This is a genomic window from Vibrio jasicida CAIM 1864 = LMG 25398, assembly GCF_000400365.1.
GTDB lineage: Bacteria > Pseudomonadota > Gammaproteobacteria > Enterobacterales > Vibrionaceae > Vibrio > Vibrio jasicida.
The window spans coordinates 1-15,833 of record NZ_BAOG01000003.1 but is presented as its reverse complement, the minus strand read 5'-3'; the positions used below and the strand labels follow the sequence as shown (position 1 = coordinate 15,833).

At 43.7% G+C, this 15,833-nt stretch carries 16 protein-coding genes; 8 read left to right on the top strand and 8 right to left on the bottom strand.

Features of this window, described 5'->3' with window-relative positions:
- Positions 1-261: 261 nt before the first annotated feature.
- Entirely contained in the window at positions 262-963 is a 702-nt protein-coding gene (gene rsuA, locus VJL_RS00210) for a 16S rRNA pseudouridine(516) synthase RsuA (RefSeq protein ID WP_038874601.1), read from the bottom strand.
- A 154-nt stretch (positions 964-1,117) separates the two neighbouring features.
- Between rsuA and radD the strand changes: the two genes are divergently transcribed.
- Complete coding sequence (gene radD, locus VJL_RS00205; RefSeq protein WP_038874600.1) at positions 1,118-2,872, top strand: DNA repair helicase RadD; 1,755 nt, start codon at positions 1,118-1,120, stop codon at positions 2,870-2,872.
- A gap of 62 nt (positions 2,873-2,934) precedes the next feature.
- Here radD and VJL_RS00200 read toward each other — a convergent pair whose 3' ends face one another.
- A complete protein-coding gene (locus VJL_RS00200; protein ID WP_038874598.1) occupies positions 2,935-4,272 on the bottom strand; it encodes a GGDEF domain-containing protein in 1,338 nt (445 codons plus the stop codon).
- 338 nt (positions 4,273-4,610) lie between these two features.
- On the opposite strand from VJL_RS00200, the gene VJL_RS00195 reads away from it, so the two are divergent.
- From VJL_RS00195 to VJL_RS00185, 3 genes are read left to right on the top strand one after another with little or no spacing between them, the layout of a single operon-like run.
- Positions 4,611-5,039 (top strand): PepSY domain-containing protein, encoded by a 429-nt coding sequence (locus tag VJL_RS00195; RefSeq protein WP_038874596.1) that lies wholly within the window; start codon positions 4,611-4,613, stop codon positions 5,037-5,039.
- A 28-nt stretch (positions 5,040-5,067) separates the two neighbouring features.
- Complete coding sequence (locus VJL_RS00190) at positions 5,068-5,727, top strand: response regulator transcription factor (protein WP_038868732.1); 660 nt, start codon at positions 5,068-5,070, stop codon at positions 5,725-5,727.
- Entirely contained in the window at positions 5,717-7,066 is a 1,350-nt protein-coding gene (locus tag VJL_RS00185; protein ID WP_038874594.1) for an ATP-binding protein, read from the top strand. The genes VJL_RS00190 and VJL_RS00185 overlap by 11 nt, the downstream gene beginning before the upstream one ends.
- On the opposite strand, the gene VJL_RS00180 is transcribed toward VJL_RS00185, so the two are convergent.
- A complete protein-coding gene (locus VJL_RS00180; protein WP_038874591.1) occupies positions 7,063-8,424 on the bottom strand; it encodes an LssY C-terminal domain-containing protein in 1,362 nt (453 codons plus the stop codon). The genes VJL_RS00185 and VJL_RS00180 overlap by 4 nt on opposite strands.
- A 14-nt stretch (positions 8,425-8,438) precedes the next feature.
- On the bottom strand, positions 8,439-9,173 hold the full coding sequence (locus tag VJL_RS00175) for a glycosyltransferase family 2 protein (protein WP_038868736.1): 735 nt from the start codon (positions 9,171-9,173) through the stop codon (positions 8,439-8,441).
- 420 nt (positions 9,174-9,593) lie between these two features.
- On the opposite strand from VJL_RS00175, the gene rplY reads away from it, so the two are divergent.
- The gene (gene rplY / locus VJL_RS00170) at positions 9,594-9,872 is read left to right on the top strand and encodes a 50S ribosomal protein L25 (RefSeq protein ID WP_038868737.1); all 279 of its coding nucleotides are present in this window, start codon (positions 9,594-9,596) and stop codon (positions 9,870-9,872) included.
- A 204-nt stretch (positions 9,873-10,076) separates the two neighbouring features.
- Here rplY and VJL_RS00165 read toward each other — a convergent pair whose 3' ends face one another.
- Both VJL_RS00165 and VJL_RS00160 read right to left on the bottom strand, forming a co-directional pair.
- A complete protein-coding gene (locus tag VJL_RS00165; protein WP_038868738.1) occupies positions 10,077-10,592 on the bottom strand; it encodes a GNAT family N-acetyltransferase in 516 nt (171 codons plus the stop codon).
- Between the two features lie 12 nt (positions 10,593-10,604).
- Positions 10,605-11,312: a GNAT family N-acetyltransferase gene (locus VJL_RS00160; RefSeq protein ID WP_038874589.1), complete on the bottom strand. Its 708-nt coding sequence runs from the start codon at positions 11,310-11,312 to the stop codon at positions 10,605-10,607.
- A gap of 349 nt (positions 11,313-11,661) precedes the next feature.
- Between VJL_RS00160 and ushA the strand changes: the two genes are divergently transcribed.
- Together ushA and VJL_RS00150 are read left to right on the top strand one after the other, a co-directional pair.
- On the top strand, positions 11,662-13,365 hold the full coding sequence (ushA, locus tag VJL_RS00155) for a bifunctional UDP-sugar hydrolase/5'-nucleotidase UshA (RefSeq protein ID WP_038868741.1): 1,704 nt from the start codon (positions 11,662-11,664) through the stop codon (positions 13,363-13,365).
- Between the two features lie 440 nt (positions 13,366-13,805).
- On the top strand, positions 13,806-14,027 hold the full coding sequence (locus tag VJL_RS00150) for a hypothetical protein (protein ID WP_038868743.1): 222 nt from the start codon (positions 13,806-13,808) through the stop codon (positions 14,025-14,027).
- A 101-nt stretch (positions 14,028-14,128) separates the two neighbouring features.
- Here the strand turns inward: VJL_RS00150 and VJL_RS27620 are convergent, their stop codons facing one another.
- Positions 14,129-14,377: a DUF1289 domain-containing protein gene (locus VJL_RS27620; RefSeq protein ID WP_080774337.1), complete on the bottom strand. Its 249-nt coding sequence runs from the start codon at positions 14,375-14,377 to the stop codon at positions 14,129-14,131.
- Between the two features lie 220 nt (positions 14,378-14,597).
- Between VJL_RS27620 and VJL_RS00145 the strand changes: the two genes are divergently transcribed.
- A complete protein-coding gene (locus VJL_RS00145) occupies positions 14,598-15,044 on the top strand; it encodes an META domain-containing protein (RefSeq protein ID WP_038874586.1) in 447 nt (148 codons plus the stop codon).
- 81 nt (positions 15,045-15,125) lie between these two features.
- Here VJL_RS00145 and VJL_RS00140 read toward each other — a convergent pair.
- Positions 15,126-15,833 (bottom strand): SulP family inorganic anion transporter (locus tag VJL_RS00140; protein ID WP_038874584.1); only part of this gene is annotated, 708 nt, incomplete at its 5' end.

Below are 15,833 nucleotides of genomic sequence, written 5' to 3'. Positions count from 1 at the left end.
AATATAACCGAGCTAAAACGAAGAGGCGGTGAAGTTAACACCGTCTGTACTTATCGTCAGTAAGGACCAACAAGAGAAAAGGTTTTTCTCAGATTAAATACAGTTCAGCCTGCGTTTACGAGCAGCGAATACATGACTGGTTCAGTCATTAACACAAATTTGGTAGGAAACCCCATTCTGAGTGATTTCCTACCAAAACACTAGTTCCTATCGAGAACTAAACAATTTCCCAGAACAGCGATTATTTCCAATCAGAAAGAATTACTTTAATACCGATTCGACTTCTTCTTCGGTTAACACACGGTAATCACCGGGCTCTAGAGCTTCATCCAATACGATAGAACCGATACGCTCACGGTGAAGGTGTTCAACCTTATTGCCAAGAGCAGCAAACATGCGCTTCACTTGATGGTACTTGCCTTCGACAATCGTCAATAGCACTTCGTTTTCGGCTTCGTTCACGATTTCCAAGTGTGCTGGTAATGTCGGTTCACGTTCATTGCGAAGTTCTATCCCTTGGGCAAACTTCTCCACGTAGTCTGGCTCAATCGCATCCACCAACCAAACACGATAGGTTTTCTCACACTTGTGTTTAGGTGAAGTAATACGATGAGACCATTGGCCATCGTCAGTGATCAAAACTAATCCTGTCGTATCGACATCCAAACGACCAGCAAAGTGCAAGTTCTCTATTTTCGGCTCATCGAGCAGAACGAAAGCGGTCGGGTTATGCCCGTCTTCATGCGAACAAACAAAGTCCGCAGGCTTGTATAGCATGATGTAACGTGGGCCAGGTTTACCAACGTCACGACCATCCCACTGGACGACACCACCTTCTGGTACTTTAAAAGAACCACTTTTTTGTACTTCACCATTGATGGTTACTTCGCCACTTTTGATGATCTTTGTTGCCTGCTTGCGAGTCGCACCCAGAGCATCACACAAATATTTATCTAAACGCATGAATACCTCATTGAATTATACCCAAATGACCTCTGCCCAAGCCCATTTAAGCTAACAATCGGTAAGTAAAACCGCACTCAAAAGTCACTTGGGTATAAAAGTCGGGTATTATAGCGATCCTAATTAGAATAGTTGAGCAATTTCACAGATTTTCATGTACACCCTTCGCCCTTACCAAGCCGACTCTGTAAAAGCGGTGATTCATTATTTTCGCAAACACACCACACCAGCGGTCATTGTACTACCAACAGGTGCCGGTAAGAGTTTGGTTATTGCAGAACTGGCGAGACTCGCCAAGGGACGCGTATTAGTGCTCGCACACGTTAAAGAGTTGGTGGAACAAAACCACGCCAAGTATGAAGGCTACGATTTAAAAGGCTCAGTTTTTTCGGCGGGTTTAGGCAGAAAAGAAACCGATCAAAAGGTGGTATTCGCATCCGTTCAATCAGTCGTACGCAATTTAGATTCATTCAAAAACCAATTTTCCTTGCTGGTCATTGATGAATGCCACCGCGTACCCGATGATAAAGACAGCAGCTACCAAAAAGTCATCACTCACCTAAGAGAGCTCAATCCAGGTATCAAGGTCCTTGGCTTAACCGCAACGCCATATCGTCTTGGGATGGGGTGGATTTACCAATACCACACTCGCGGACAAGTTCGTACCGAAGAACCTCGTTTTTTCCGTGATTGTATCTTCGAACTACCGATTCGTTATTTATTGGATGAAAACTTCTTAACACCTGCACGTATGATGGATGCGCCAGTACTGTCCTACGACTTCTCGCAGCTTAAGCCAGCCAGTACTGGACGATACAAAGAAGCCGAAATGGATATGGTGATCGACAAAGCCAAACGCGCCACGCCACAAATCGTTGAACAGATCATTCAATACGCCAAAGAACGTCAAGGTGTGATGGTATTTGCTGCGACGGTACGACACGCTCAAGAAATTCATGGTTTATTACCTGAAGGGGAAACATCCATTGTGATTGGTGATACACCAACTCCAGAGCGAGATGCGATCATTCAGTCGTTTAAAAACCGTGAGATTAAATACCTAGTTAACGTCTCCGTGTTAACAACCGGCTTCGATGCACCGCATGTTGATTTGATCGCGATTCTACGGCCCACGGAATCAGTCAGCTTGTATCAGCAAATTGTAGGTCGTGGTCTGCGTTTATCAGAAGGCAAAACCGAATGTTTAGTGCTCGATTATGCCGGTAACAGCTATGACTTATACCAACCAGAAGTGGGCGACCCAAAGCCAGACTCCACCAGCGAGATCATCACTATTCCCTGCCCTGCTTGCGGATTCAACAATAACTTTTGGGGCAAGTTAGACAGCAATGGTTTCTTGCTTGAGCACTTTGGCCGTCGCTGCCAAGGCTATTTTGAAGATGACGAAACCGGAGAACGCGAGCATTGTGGTTATCGGTTTAGAGCAAAATACTGCGGCGAATGTGGTGCAGATAATGACATTGCGGCTCGTATTTGCCATGAGTGCGACGCCACACTTGTCGATCCAGATAAAAAGCTAAAAGAAGCGTTGAACCTCAAAGACGCGCTAATTTTTGAATGCACAGAAATGGACTTGTCCGTGTTCAAATCCAGTGATGGAAAGTCACAACTGAAAGTCACGTACTCTGGAGAGTCTTATCAAGGTGAAGGGAATGCATTGGTGCATGAGTTTTGGTCTTTAAACACCAAAAAGCAGAAGCAAACCTTTAGAGATCAATTTGTTCGCCCTCATTTAGCCGACAAGCATCGTCCATTTGAAGAGGCTTCCCCGACCAAAGTGGTCGCGAATCAGCATCGCTTTCGCTTACCTCAATTTGTAATAGCGAGAAAGTCTGGTCGTTTTTGGAAGTTACGAGACAAGATTTTTGAAGACGAATTAAAGCAGTAATCGGCACATTATCGCGTCCAGATTGAATACAACGGCGCGACATGATTACTGAAAACTCTCGGTTATTTTGAGCGGTACATATCCCGGTCAGCGAGTTCGATAACGTCTATCAGGGATTCATTCCCTGTTGCTTTGGCCACACCTGTCGTTACTTTTACTTCTACATTATAACGATCTAAAGGCTTGGCAACGATGTTCTCCTTGAGTCGTAAAGCTAAGTTTTCCGCAGATTCTAAGGAACAAGAAGGAATCACCGCTACAAACTCATCTCCGCCCAAACGAATCAACCAATCGCTCTGACGGAACGTAGATTGCATCGTTCGAGCAATATGAATCAATGCCATGTCACCAGCATTGTGGCCATGGTTGTCATTGATCTCTTTAAACTTATCACCGTCAATCAAAATCACAGAGTAGTGGCCTTGTTTTATTACCTGCTCAAATTCTTCATCTTCAAACACCTTCCGGTTATGTAGAGACGTCAATTCATCTTTGCTGGCATTTTTTATTGCATGCGCTAAGTGGTTTTGATGCCTTATATTAGAGGAATACAATCGATGGTAGGTGCGCACCACCCCCCAAGCGACCAACAACACCCATAGATTATCGATCAGCACCTTTACTACCGGAAGCTGATAGATGACCACGCTCGTATTATCGAGAGGTAGCACTAATCCTCCAGTAAGGTCATAAAAAGGGTACTTATCATGCCCTATCGTGACATAGTAATGCCCATTTACTTTTTCTGATGTGAGGCTTTGACCATCTAAAAAATGGTAGTTCACATAAACTTCAACAACGACATCTCCCAAAATCTGACCATTTAAATAAACGGGACTGGAGATGCTGAATGCGGTTTCACCGGTTTCTGTGTTATTGAAGTTTTCCGAGAAGATGACGCGATCCGCTAAGTCTGAGTCGTGCATATTCAAAGTACAGGAACGAGTTTGACTACATAGCATGGGATCAAACATCGATGCGTCGATAGCAAGATCATCATTCGCTTTCGAGAAGATAAGTTTCTTTCCCTCATAAGAACGATAGTAGATATGAACGTTAGGTCGTTCTGTTAGTTCTCTATTGTAGCGAAACAAGTCATCTAGAGCAGAAAACGCGATGCGTTCATTTGGGGTTAATTCTGCATCGTTAAGAGATTTAACTCGTTGCGAGCTCTCTATTTGTTGTTGGGTAAAGTTTACATCGGATTGGTTCTTCAAATCAGACTCAATTCGTAGCCCAGTTAATATCGCGGTACTTTTATAAAGTTCCAGATAGTTCGCAATAGAGGCAAACTCTTTTTCGCTGCGATTGATCGCCCATACGCTCATCACTGAAACTACGACGATATAGAGGCAAAACGAAATCACTAATGAGTTTTTCGACAATTTAAAAAGAAGCATTCTTTATCCTAGAACTCCATGCATACACTATGAACTGCACCGAGCTATCCAATTAAAGTGCTCTATGATTTGTCCAGACCAATTATATGTAACATTTATATCAACAGCATATCGCGCGAAAAATATACATTTGTTGTGTTTTTGTTTATAGGCATGTTGCAAAACGCGAACCCGTCTTTTGCCTAATTAGTGTCAATTTTCTCTATAAGCTATTTAAATTACGGAATTTATATTTTTAACGGTTCGAGCGCAGAAAATTTTGCACCTAAATCCACATTCACTTTCCATTCATGTACAAGCGGATATAATTTTGCTAACTCTCCCAAAAAGGCTTTGCTATGTCTAAATCCTTCATTACACGCAAGCTACCCATGCTGTTAGGTTTAGTGCCACTTTTGTTGTCTGCGCCAAGCTTTGCGAATCATCACGATCACAGTGACCATCATGACGACAAAGATGGACACGCCATTGTTCGTGACGTTGAAAAACCGGGAACCCGAATTGAATTCGATGAAGATCAAGACGAAGTCTATCGCGCTGTGCAGAAAGGCTACATTCGCCCTTTCTCTGATATGTATGAAGCGGTGGAGAATGATCTTTATGGGCGTATTATTAAAGTAGAGTTGGAAGAAGATGACGATGAATGGGTTTACGAGCTAAAAATCCTATTCGATGACAGCGTGATCAAAGTGGAATACGATGCTGCTACGCTTGAAATGCTAGAAATCAAAGGTCGTAACTTCAATAAAGCGCTCAAACCGCAATAATCCATCAAACATAATAAGAAGAAAGAACATGAAAATACTTGTTGTCGAAGATGAACCTCGCCTAGGCGAACAAATTATCGAAACTTTAGAAAACAATGGTTGGGTACCAGAGTTATCCCAAGATGGCATTGATGCGCTTTATCGCGCGACGTCTGAAGAGTGGGATGTGATCGTGCTTGATTTAGGCCTGCCAAAACTGGACGGTTTAACAGTACTTAAGGGGATTCGAGATGAGAACATTAACACCCCTGTTGTCATACTCAGTGCACGTGACACCCTATCTCAACGCGTTGAAGGCTTAAACGCAGGCGCGGATGACTACTTAACAAAGCCATTTGAAATGATGGAGTTAACGGCTCGATTACGAGCTCAATTACGTCGAGCATCTGGTAATGCCTCCCCAGTAATGAAGATTGGGGATTTGAGCCTAGATACGCGTTCTTCGAAAGTTCTATGGCAAGGACAAGCGGTTAGCCTTACTGCATTGGAATACAAAGTGGTCGCGTATTTCATGCATAACCCAGAGAAGGTCATTTCGCGTACTGAGTTGGTGGAACACATTTACAAACAAGACTTTGACCGTGACTCCAACACCATCGAAGTTTTTATCGGTCGTATTCGTAAGAAAATCGCACCAAAGATCATTAAGACCGTGCGTGGCTTGGGGTATCAGTTGAATGCCGAGTAAAAACAAACTGCCAATGCACGTTCTCAAGCGGCTAAGTATTAAAAGCCGCTTAGTGCTTGCAGCGGTGGTTTGGCTCACCGCAATGATCCTCGCTGCCGGCGTGACAATTCCAACTCAAGTTTATCATTACATGGTGGATGACACTCGTTCACAATTAAATGTCTTTATGGACGAAATAGCCGCTCAGCTTGAAGTTGACAGTAAGGGACAACTTTCTCTTTCTACTCAACTTTCCGACCCTCGCTTTAGTCGCCCTTACAGTGGTTTATACTGGAGCGCCTCCACAGAGACCAGCCTCGAACGCTCTCGTTCACTTTGGGATAAAAAAATCACTTATAAGGGGCTCGATAAAAACGCGTTTGGTGCACGAGATGAAAAACTCATCACCATAAAGAAAACCCTTTATCTGCCCGACTATAACGGTCCTATCGATATCATCATTGGTGTTGATGAAGATCCAATTGAACACACTATTCAATCTCTCACCGGTCAATTGTGGATTATATTAGGCTTGCTATTCGCCGGCGTCTTAGCCGTTATCTTGCTTCAGATCGCTTGGTCATTGAGCCCCCTAACAAAGCTGCAAAGAGAGCTTGCCGAGCTCAAATCGGGCAACAAGAAGGGGCTGGAAGAAGAATATCCAAAAGAAATTTCACCTCTAATTTCCGATCTGAATGCCTTGCTCTTTCACTACCAAGAGCTACTTGAACGAGCGCGTAACCACGCGGGTAACTTATCTCACGCGTTAAAAACACCACTCTCCGTGTTAAAAAACGAAGTGCAGAGCTTATCCCCTGAAACTCAAACGAGATTGAATGCGCCGATTAATCAAATTCAACAACATATTGATTACCACTTAGGTCGAGCTCGTATGGCCGGCTCTATGAACATCCTATCGGTAAAATCTAACCCATCAGAACGCGTTGATGCGATCTCTATGGCGTTCGATAAAGTGTATGCCGTAAGAGAAGTCACATTAATCAATGAACTTGATTCTGAGTTGAACGTTGCCGTTGAGAAAACGGATCTTGATGAAATGGTGGGTAATCTACTAGAGAATGGTTACAAATGGGCAGCGAGCATTATTCGTGTCCATTCTACGCAAGACAAAGACAACATTCACATCATCGTTGAGGATGATGGACCTGGTATCCCCGCCGAGCAGTTATGCCAGGTAATCAAACGTGGTTACCGATTGGATGAAACCACCCCTGGCTCAGGTTTAGGCCTGAATATTGTGAGTGAGATGGCCCACAGTTATCGTGGCCAGCTTGAGCTTTCACAAAGCAAAATGGGCGGTTTAAAAGCCACCCTTATTTTGCAAAAGAGTCGAGTTTAAATCACATCAGGTGAGAGTTCCGAAATGGCACTTGTCGATACTTCATCGTTAGGTGCCATTTTTGTATCTGGCCGCTGATTAAGTAAATTTAAAGCGAGTGAAGGCTCGCTAATCAACAAGACATTCCCATCAGAGTGATAGTCATGTTGATTGTCCATGGCGACAGGTTGTGCCAACGAATACAATTCCCCTACTAAGGCTAAATGACTCATTTCGATTTGATTTGCCAAACGGTCTCTTTCACTATCTACATTGGGATCAATCCGATGCAACACAGTCACAATACCGGAATAATGCGCTAACTTGAGTCCATCATCGTAACTTATCGCCCCGACCCAAACCGACTGATTTGAGCTTGCCTCTTGCCCTGCTTGCCACCAGCGTATATGAGAGCGTTTAAGTAAGCTTCCGGGTTCTTGAAATGCCATCGCTTGTGGTTTGCCATTCCAAAACAAATCCGACACAGGTGGCAGCTTTTGCTTCAACAAACTCACATAATCAGACAACTCAATGTCGTTTCTTGAGAATGTTTGATTTTCTAACCAACCCAACTCTTGCATTAGTGTTCTCGGTGATTCACCGACGTAGACCAAATTTACAGCCTGAGCGTCAAACACATTGGAACGTCCTGGGTACACTTTAAAACCGAGATCGTTAAACGCGATTGGTTGAATCTCAGTGGACTCGACTTGCTGAACATTATCGTCAGCAAGATAGAAAAAATGACCATAGTTTGCAGCAACCAAACACAACACTAATGCCGTCAGTGATTTGGTCCACTTGCGTGACCAGTTCTTTTTCCACGCAACAACGGTAAATGTCACAGCCACCAATACCGAAGCAATAAGAAGTTTATGTTCAATTAAGATTAACTTTAAGGAATCCAATGGCAACCAAGTTTGCAGACCTGCCGCAATTAAATATCCAGCAACAACAAATTGCCCAACACCGAGTATCAAACCTATTGATGAACAGATGGTAAAGCGCTTCCAACTCACGTTCACTGAACCCGCCATAAATGGCACGACCCAAGCGACGGGGCCTAGTAGGCGTGCAAAGATCAAAATGGCGTTACCACGCTTTTTCATCAGCAAGCGACAACGGGCAATTGGGCGCTTCGTCTTAGCTTGCCAACGAATTAGCTTTCTCTGGGTTTTAGAACCCGAATGTTTACCAATAAAGTAACTGAGTTGATCACCAAACCAACCACCAATGAGGACGGCGATTACGCCCAAGATGATGCCTTGGTGTAATTGATAGCCCGCAGCGAGCAGAAACGGCTCGCCCGGGACAAAGAGATTTGGTCCAATCGTCGCATCTAGAAATGCCCCTAAGAACAGACTGATTGCTTCCGGCATACAGCCTCCAACGATTATGAGTGTTGATCTTTATAGTGACCGAATTTGTATTCCATTTCGTTGTTACGCATTTCCCCAAAGAAGAATCGACGTACATTCGCTTTGAAATAGGTCATGCCCATTTTAAAGAAACCATCTTGCTCCAAACGACGCGGATCGAATTCGAATGTCATTGGTAAAAAACGGAATCGCCATGTTTTTGAAGCGCGTTTCACGTAATCACAATCTTCGCAAAGCGTGATGGATTCATCAAAACCGTTAAGCTCTTTATGCGCACGCTTGGTCGAGAAAATACACGCGCCAACAGCGGTTGGGAATGTGTACTGGGTAATGAACAAGCCTGTATTAAACAAGCCATAGCCAAGTTTGTGCGCCATTGGTAATTCCTTTGCCCCCATGTACACACCGGCCACTTCTAACTTCGCATCTTCTAACTTGCTCATTGCACGACTTAGAAAGTCGCTTGGCAAACGTACGTCTGCATCCAAGAAAAGAATGCGTTCGTATTTCGCCAACTCAGCCCCCGTGTTACGTCCTAAGCTGACACCACGAGTCTCCATTTGATGAACGGTAAGTTCTGGTAATGAGCTTTCGTAAGCTTGTGCAACTTCACGAGTCGAATCTTCGCTGTTCGAGTCCACCACAACCACTTCAAATTTCTGATGTGTTTGTTTAGTTAAATCTTCGAGTAGTCGACCAATACGTTTTTCTTCATTTAGGGTAATAATCACGATACTGACTGGGTTCATAATGCGCTCCATTGATGCTCTCGTTAGGTGTTGGGCCAAGAATAGAACCGAGTGGCTTAACGGTTACTGAGGTCAGCATTCATTTTGCGTTCATTTCGTTAATAACAGATGTCGATGATTATCCATTCACAAAAATGATGCCTGTCGAGAAAGGGAAGAAAAATACAAGTAAAGGAAGGTAAATAGGTTAAAATCGCCTCAAAGTGAACAAACTTTTATCTAAGCGATAAAACTTGCACTCTTACTATCCAAAGATTGCTGTCTTTTTATTGATTTGGGTGCATTTATGGTTGCTGAACCCAGACCAGGATGATAGTATCCGCGCTCGCTTGAACAGTTCCTGTTTCAAGCTTTACCACGAACTCAAGGTCGCATTGTGGTTCGTGAAGTTTAATTTTTACTAATTTGAGAGTAAATACTATGAAATTCGAAGCAGTAGTACGTACTGAACTAGGTAAAGGTGCGAGCCGCCGCCTACGTCACGCTGGCAAATTCCCTGCAGTTGTATACGGCGGTGAAGCAGCAGCAGTTGCTATCGTTCTTAACCACGACGAGATCGTTAACCAAATGGACAAGCCTGAGTTCTACGAAGGTATCGTTCTAGTGATCGACGGCGCTGAAGTTAAAGTTAAGCCACAAGACGTTCAACGTCACGCGTTCAAGCCAAAAGTTGAGCACATGGACTTCATCCGTATCTAATTCCCTACCAAGGAATTAACGGATAAAATCCAAACCTTTTGCATAAAAAGATTATCGGACTTACCAACCGAGATATCTAAAAAATTCAAAACCCCGGAGCCTTACCATCTCCGGGGTTTTACTATATATGGCCGATGAAAATTCCCACGCAAACTCCAAACACAAGAGAGCCCCAAACATGGGAGCGCCATGGATTCGAACCAACTATGTTCGTGCGATGTACTTCACCAAAGTGAGGTCATTCAACACCATGCCCTCAATGACCTCTGCCTCCTCCTCTCCTGACCGCACAAAGCCACATTTTTTATAGAAGTTCAGCCCCTGTTGATTCGTATCCAACGCTTTAAGGCTGATTTGCATCACCGGTGTGGACAACAAACGCGTTTCTAGCTCATCAATCAATGCGCTACCCGCTCCTTGCCCGTAGTAAAGAGGCGAAACATAACAACAAGTGACAACTGCTGTCTTATCCTCACTAGAATGATTCGGTAGCTCGTAGCTGAGAAAACCAACTATCTCTTTACCCTTCTCTACCACAATCAAATTTGCCAATTGTTCTGTCATCACCCGTGTCCACATCTTTTCTCTGCGCTCAAGAGTAAACTGACAAATATAACTTTCAGGCATCAATCCTTTATAGGCGACTTGCCATGAATCGACATGAATCTTGGCGATAAGCCTAGCTTCATCCCTTAGTGCGTTTCTTACTGTATATCCCATTGCGCGCCTTTCTTATAACTCTTGAGTAAACACTCTCTGACGACTGTATGCTTCAAATCCCAGTGATTGGCACAACTTTGTTGAAGGTGTATTTTCAATGTTTACTCGATACCTAACTTTACGCTGTCTTGCCTTCACCTCACGGACTAAGTGAGCAAGCAGCCGCTTCCCATACCCTTTCCCTCTCGCATATGGAGAAACCAATATGGACAAAGATTCAAACGGTTCCTTTCCCGGATAACAATATGACGCCAGTACCGCAACGAGCTTTTCATTGTCGAAGATGCCATAAAAGAAATGACTATCCAGCTCAAAGTCCGCCTTTTCTATATCCTCACTACTATTCTGGCTTAAAAAGAATTCAAGTAATGAAAGATCGGATTCGATAGTAAGCGGAATTATTTCGTCATCATTGTTGACGTTATCGTCATTAAATAAATAGTAGTCGACATCGTCATAATCACAGAAGAATTGCTTATTATTTAATTTCCGTTCGATCTCACTTGGTTGAAAATGTCTTATTTTATTCCATAGCCCTTCGGGACAGGATATAAACGTCGTTGCATCGGATTGGTATAAAAAAACCGCAGCCTGATCGGAGAACTTTTTCCAATATTCAGGGTCGTAAGAGTAACCGTTGTACATTTTATCGATGGCTGTGAACTGCTTCTGCCAAGAGCAATCGATTTCCGCTGTGAGCGCGGCTGATTTTTTGAGCATCCCTACCTCTCAACATGCTGTACAGAAAAATCTTAACTATATGTTTCGCATACATTATAAAAACATGAATCTGGTAAAATAATAATCAATCCTTGGTTCATATCTCGCCAAAATGCGTATTGATTCACACTAAGAAAACACATTCAATTGAGCTGCTCACAATTTTAATAAACCACTTCGCAAAAACCTTTCTAAATACGATTTCTGTTTATTTGTCGACATCCATTGCAGGCTTGTTATTTCCTTTATTCAACAAAACTATAAATAAGATATAGATCACTAAAGTTTCACACTAATTCCGTATATTTCACGCCGTAATAAAATCAAAATCACAAAGAAAGGATCCCTTATGAAGTTTTATAAATCCCTCTTGGTACTTTCTGTCGGTGCTGCGCTAGCTGGATGTGGCTCAGACAGCGACAACTCTCCAGTTACCTGTGAGACCGCAGACTCTTGTACTAAATTTACTGTTCTTCATACCAACGATAACCACGGTCGCTTTTGGCACAACAGCGACGGCGAGTACGGTATGGCAGCACGTAAAACACTTATCGAATCTATTCGTGCAGAAGTTGCTGAAAACGGTGGTGAGTCAATTCTGCTGTCTGGCGGTGACATCAACACAGGTGTACCAGAGTCAGACATGCAAGATGCCGTGCCAGACTTCGTAGGTATGAACCTTATTGGTTACGATGCAATGGCTGTCGGTAACCACGAATTTGATAACTCTCTAGACGTATTAGACATGCAGGCAGAGCTTGCTGACTTCCCGATGCTAGCTGCAAACATCTACAAGAAAGATGCAGACGGCAAAGTAACTGATGAACGTTATTTCGACCCTTACAAAGTATTCACGGTTAACGGTCTTAAAGTGGCGGTTATCGGTCTTACAACGAAAGACACTGCAAAACTGGTAAACCCAGACAATGTTGCGGATATCTACTTCGAAGATCCACAAGTTGAAATCCAAAAAGTACTTGCAGAAATCGAAGCAAACGAGAAAGTTGACCTAGTGTTCGCTACAACACACATGGGCCACTACCAAGATGGTCAACACGGCAGCGAAGCACCTGGCGATGTTCTACTTGCACGTTCTCTTGAAGAAGGTGAGCTGGACGCAATCATTGGTGGTCACTCTCAAAACCCAGTATGTATGGAACCTGGCACAAACAACTACGCTGACTTCAAACCAGGTGATGACTGTGCTCCAGACCAACAAAACGGTACTTACATCATGCAAGCGCATGAGTGGGGTAAATACGTAGGTCGTGCAGACTTCGAATTTTACGACGGTAAACTGCACCTAGCTAAATACGCACTAATCCCTGTAAACCTTCTTGATGACAACGATGAAGTGATCGGTGAGTACATCAAGCACGATGCAACAGTGAAGTCGATCCTTCTTCCTTACCAACAACAAGGTCAAGACTTGTTGGATGTTAAAGTTTCAGAAACTGACGGCAAACTTGAAGGCGACCGTGGCGTAGTTCGTTCAGAGCAAACTAACCTTGGCCACCTATTGGGTGAGGCATACCGCACTTATGAGCTAGTTAACGCTGACTTTGGTGTAATGAACTCAGGTGGTGTGCGTGACTCAATCCAGAAAGGCGATATCGCTTACCGCGATGTACTAACCGTACAACCTTTCGGTAACTTCGTAACCAAAGCAACGATGACCGGCCAAGAAGTTAAAGATTATCTAGACGTAGTTGCTACGAAATCTGCGGGCTCTGGTGCTTACGCTCAACTAGACAACATCACGCTATCTGTTGATTGTGACGCAAGCGATGTCACTATCACAGACATCAACGGTAAGGGCTTCAACCTAGCGGATACTTACACGTTCTCAGTGATCAGCTTCAGCGCGGCTGGCGGTGATGATTACCCAGTGATCGATGTTGAATCAACTCAAATGACAGATGCTTCTGTACTGCGTGAGTTCTTCGTTAAAAACCCTCAGATCTCTGCGGCAGACTTTGACAAGAATCTAGGCAATATCGAGTACTTCAGCAACGGTCAAGCTGTGAAAGGTTGTCCTGCTTCAGGTAGCTAAGCTACTAAGTGTCTACACTTAGATGTTGACAGCTATTCGGTTGCATAACAATCGAAACAAAAGCGTGTCAGACTGACTCTAAGACCAACCGGAGCCCAAGTGGCTCCGGTTTTTTATTGGTGCTAAATCCCTGAAAAAGCAGCCCCTTCATAAATCGTTCAAAAAATGTTCATTTGCGTTATTGACGCCTATGTGCGGGGCTTCTATGTTTGATAAGGTCTTTCAAATAAGCAGATTCATTGACTAACTTTCGCGATTCATTTTTATTCGCGCAGCTAATGATTCTGAGAAAGATTTGAATGGCGTTACAAACACTGCTCTCAAACAATTTGTCTTTAGGACTTCAAACGACGGCGTTGTGTCTCCACGTGCACGCCAATGAGCAGCGATCTGGACGTCAATGTGTTCAAACTGCTGCCATCGAGTTCTGGAGGTCAAAAATGAAACGAGCCAGCAACAGCTACAGACTGCAACTGATTAAAGAAGTGGTAACTCGCAGAGAACGTGAAGCATGTACTGATCCCATGGCAAACTATATTCATCAACTAATGGATGAACTGCCAACCAGTCGATTAGAGGTGGAGCAAAACCACCGCTTTGCCGGAAGCCACTTTGACGAACAAGCAGGAGGCTGGGTCAGTGACCAATGGTCAATGAAATAACGCCAACCACTTTTTCAGAGGTGGAAAATGGATAGGAGCTTCCCGGCTCTTATGGATAAGTATCTCAGACTGGGCCGGGAATAGTTGAATCCCACTATCAACTAAAACAAGTCTTGCTGCGGTGATGATCCATCCTGTGGCGATTCTGCTTTTGCCTTCCCTGCCAATACCTTTCTTCTATAGCGTTGACGACATAGCTTGATCACGTGTAACTGTTGTGCAGGGGTAAAGCTTAGCCAATTAAACCGCTCTTCTCTCTTACGCATGCATCCCTTGCAATACCCTTTTTCGTCGGAAGTGCAAATTCCAACGCAAGGACTTGGGACGGTAAAAAACTCCAGTTGCTCCATGCTCAAACCGTTCTATCGTTAGCTTGTTTAAATCCAATACGTTAATAGTCGAATAACTGTAAGAAATTTCTAAGTTTTCGGTGAATATCAATACCGATAATGGGATCTCTGTTATAAAATACGCTGTGTTTAAAAACATACGAAACCATAACCGTATGCTGACAAAAACAGTGTTTTATTACCTATACTTACCACGTTTTCTAAAAACGGAGTCAATAAAATGAAGCTTAGCCTAAAAACGTTAGTAGCAGCAATCTCACTTCCAGTTCTGATGACTGCATGCGCTAGCAACGGTGATAATGTGAAAGAAATTACGGCTCAAGATCTACAGCACCATAACTGGGAGCTGGTTCAAATCGATGGCAAAAACATTGCATCGGAAGAACAAAAGAAAGCCCCTCGCTTAGAAATTGGTGAAAACCTAACAGCGAACGGCAACGCAGGTTGTAACAACTTCTTCGGTCAAGCAGAACTGAAAGACAACCAACTGCGCATTGAGAAAATGGGTATGACCATGATGATGTGCGTAGGCGATCAAATGAAGATTGAAAAAGTAATGTCTGAAACGCTTTCTGATTGGAGCGACGTTACTCTGACTAACGACGGTCTAGTACTGAAAAACGCAGATCACGAACTAACGTTCACACTGCGTGACTGGGTAAACTAATCCCATATTCAGTTTCTAAGACAATACGTCTCTGAAATGATGAGTCTCTAAAAAAGCAGCCATTGGCTGCTTTTTTTGTTTCTAATGTCCGACAGATTGCTTCGCAAGCTTTTCAGGATCGTCATACACCGCATGACGGTCAATCATATCCAATGTGGCTTCGTTCATGCCTCTCACCGCGACAATCGCCCCTCCTTTTCGGAACTTCACGATGGCTTTATCAAGCGCAGATATTGCCGTGATATCCCAGAAATACGCATCCGATAAATCAATCGTGATGTACTTAGTGGCATTACCGAAGTCAAACATATCCGTAAAGCTATACGCAGAAGCAAAGAAGATTTGCCCATGCACTTTATGAATGGTGTGGTCGTTATCTATGATCACCTCATCCGACACTTTCATTAGGGTTCGACTCTGGTTCACATAAAACACACACGCCAATAGCACTCCGACTAACACACCTATTGCTAAGTTATGCGTCGCAACAACCGCAATCACGGTTGAAACCATCACAAGGTTTGTGGACAGACTGTGCTTACGCATTTCGGCAATCGAATTCCATGAAAATGTGCTGATAGAAACCATGATCATCACCGCTACCAACGCGGCCATCGGGATCTGTTTAAGGTAGTCACCCAAAAACACCACCATGATAAGTAGAAACACACCAGCGCATAACGTAGACAACCGCGTACGTCCACCAGACTGAATATTGATCATTGATTGGCCGATCATAGCGCAACCCGCCATACCACCAAACAACGACGAGACCATATTCGCAATCCC

Excerpts from the sequence above, each read along its gene's own strand:
- rsuA (WP_038874601.1), bottom strand. The coding sequence starts at position 963 with ATGCGTTTAGATAAATATTTGTGTGATGCTCTGGGTGCGACTCGCAAG.
- radD (WP_038874600.1), top strand. The coding sequence starts at position 1,118 with ATGTACACCCTTCGCCCTTACCAAGCCGACTCTGTAAAAGCGGTGATT.
- VJL_RS00200 (WP_038874598.1), bottom strand. The coding sequence starts at position 4,272 with ATGCTTCTTTTTAAATTGTCGAAAAACTCATTAGTGATTTCGTTTTGC.
- VJL_RS00195 (WP_038874596.1), top strand. The coding sequence starts at position 4,611 with ATGTCTAAATCCTTCATTACACGCAAGCTACCCATGCTGTTAGGTTTA.
- VJL_RS00190 (WP_038868732.1), top strand. The coding sequence starts at position 5,068 with ATGAAAATACTTGTTGTCGAAGATGAACCTCGCCTAGGCGAACAAATT.
- VJL_RS00185 (WP_038874594.1), top strand. The coding sequence starts at position 5,717 with ATGCCGAGTAAAAACAAACTGCCAATGCACGTTCTCAAGCGGCTAAGT.
- VJL_RS00180 (WP_038874591.1), bottom strand. The coding sequence starts at position 8,424 with ATGCCGGAAGCAATCAGTCTGTTCTTAGGGGCATTTCTAGATGCGACG.
- VJL_RS00175 (WP_038868736.1), bottom strand. The coding sequence starts at position 9,173 with ATGAACCCAGTCAGTATCGTGATTATTACCCTAAATGAAGAAAAACGT.
- rplY (WP_038868737.1), top strand. The coding sequence starts at position 9,594 with ATGAAATTCGAAGCAGTAGTACGTACTGAACTAGGTAAAGGTGCGAGC.
- VJL_RS00165 (WP_038868738.1), bottom strand. The coding sequence starts at position 10,592 with ATGGGATATACAGTAAGAAACGCACTAAGGGATGAAGCTAGGCTTATC.
- VJL_RS00160 (WP_038874589.1), bottom strand. The coding sequence starts at position 11,312 with ATGCTCAAAAAATCAGCCGCGCTCACAGCGGAAATCGATTGCTCTTGG.
- ushA (WP_038868741.1), top strand. The coding sequence starts at position 11,662 with ATGAAGTTTTATAAATCCCTCTTGGTACTTTCTGTCGGTGCTGCGCTA.
- VJL_RS00150 (WP_038868743.1), top strand. The coding sequence starts at position 13,806 with ATGAAACGAGCCAGCAACAGCTACAGACTGCAACTGATTAAAGAAGTG.
- VJL_RS27620 (WP_080774337.1), bottom strand. The coding sequence starts at position 14,377 with ATGGAGCAACTGGAGTTTTTTACCGTCCCAAGTCCTTGCGTTGGAATT.
- VJL_RS00145 (WP_038874586.1), top strand. The coding sequence starts at position 14,598 with ATGAAGCTTAGCCTAAAAACGTTAGTAGCAGCAATCTCACTTCCAGTT.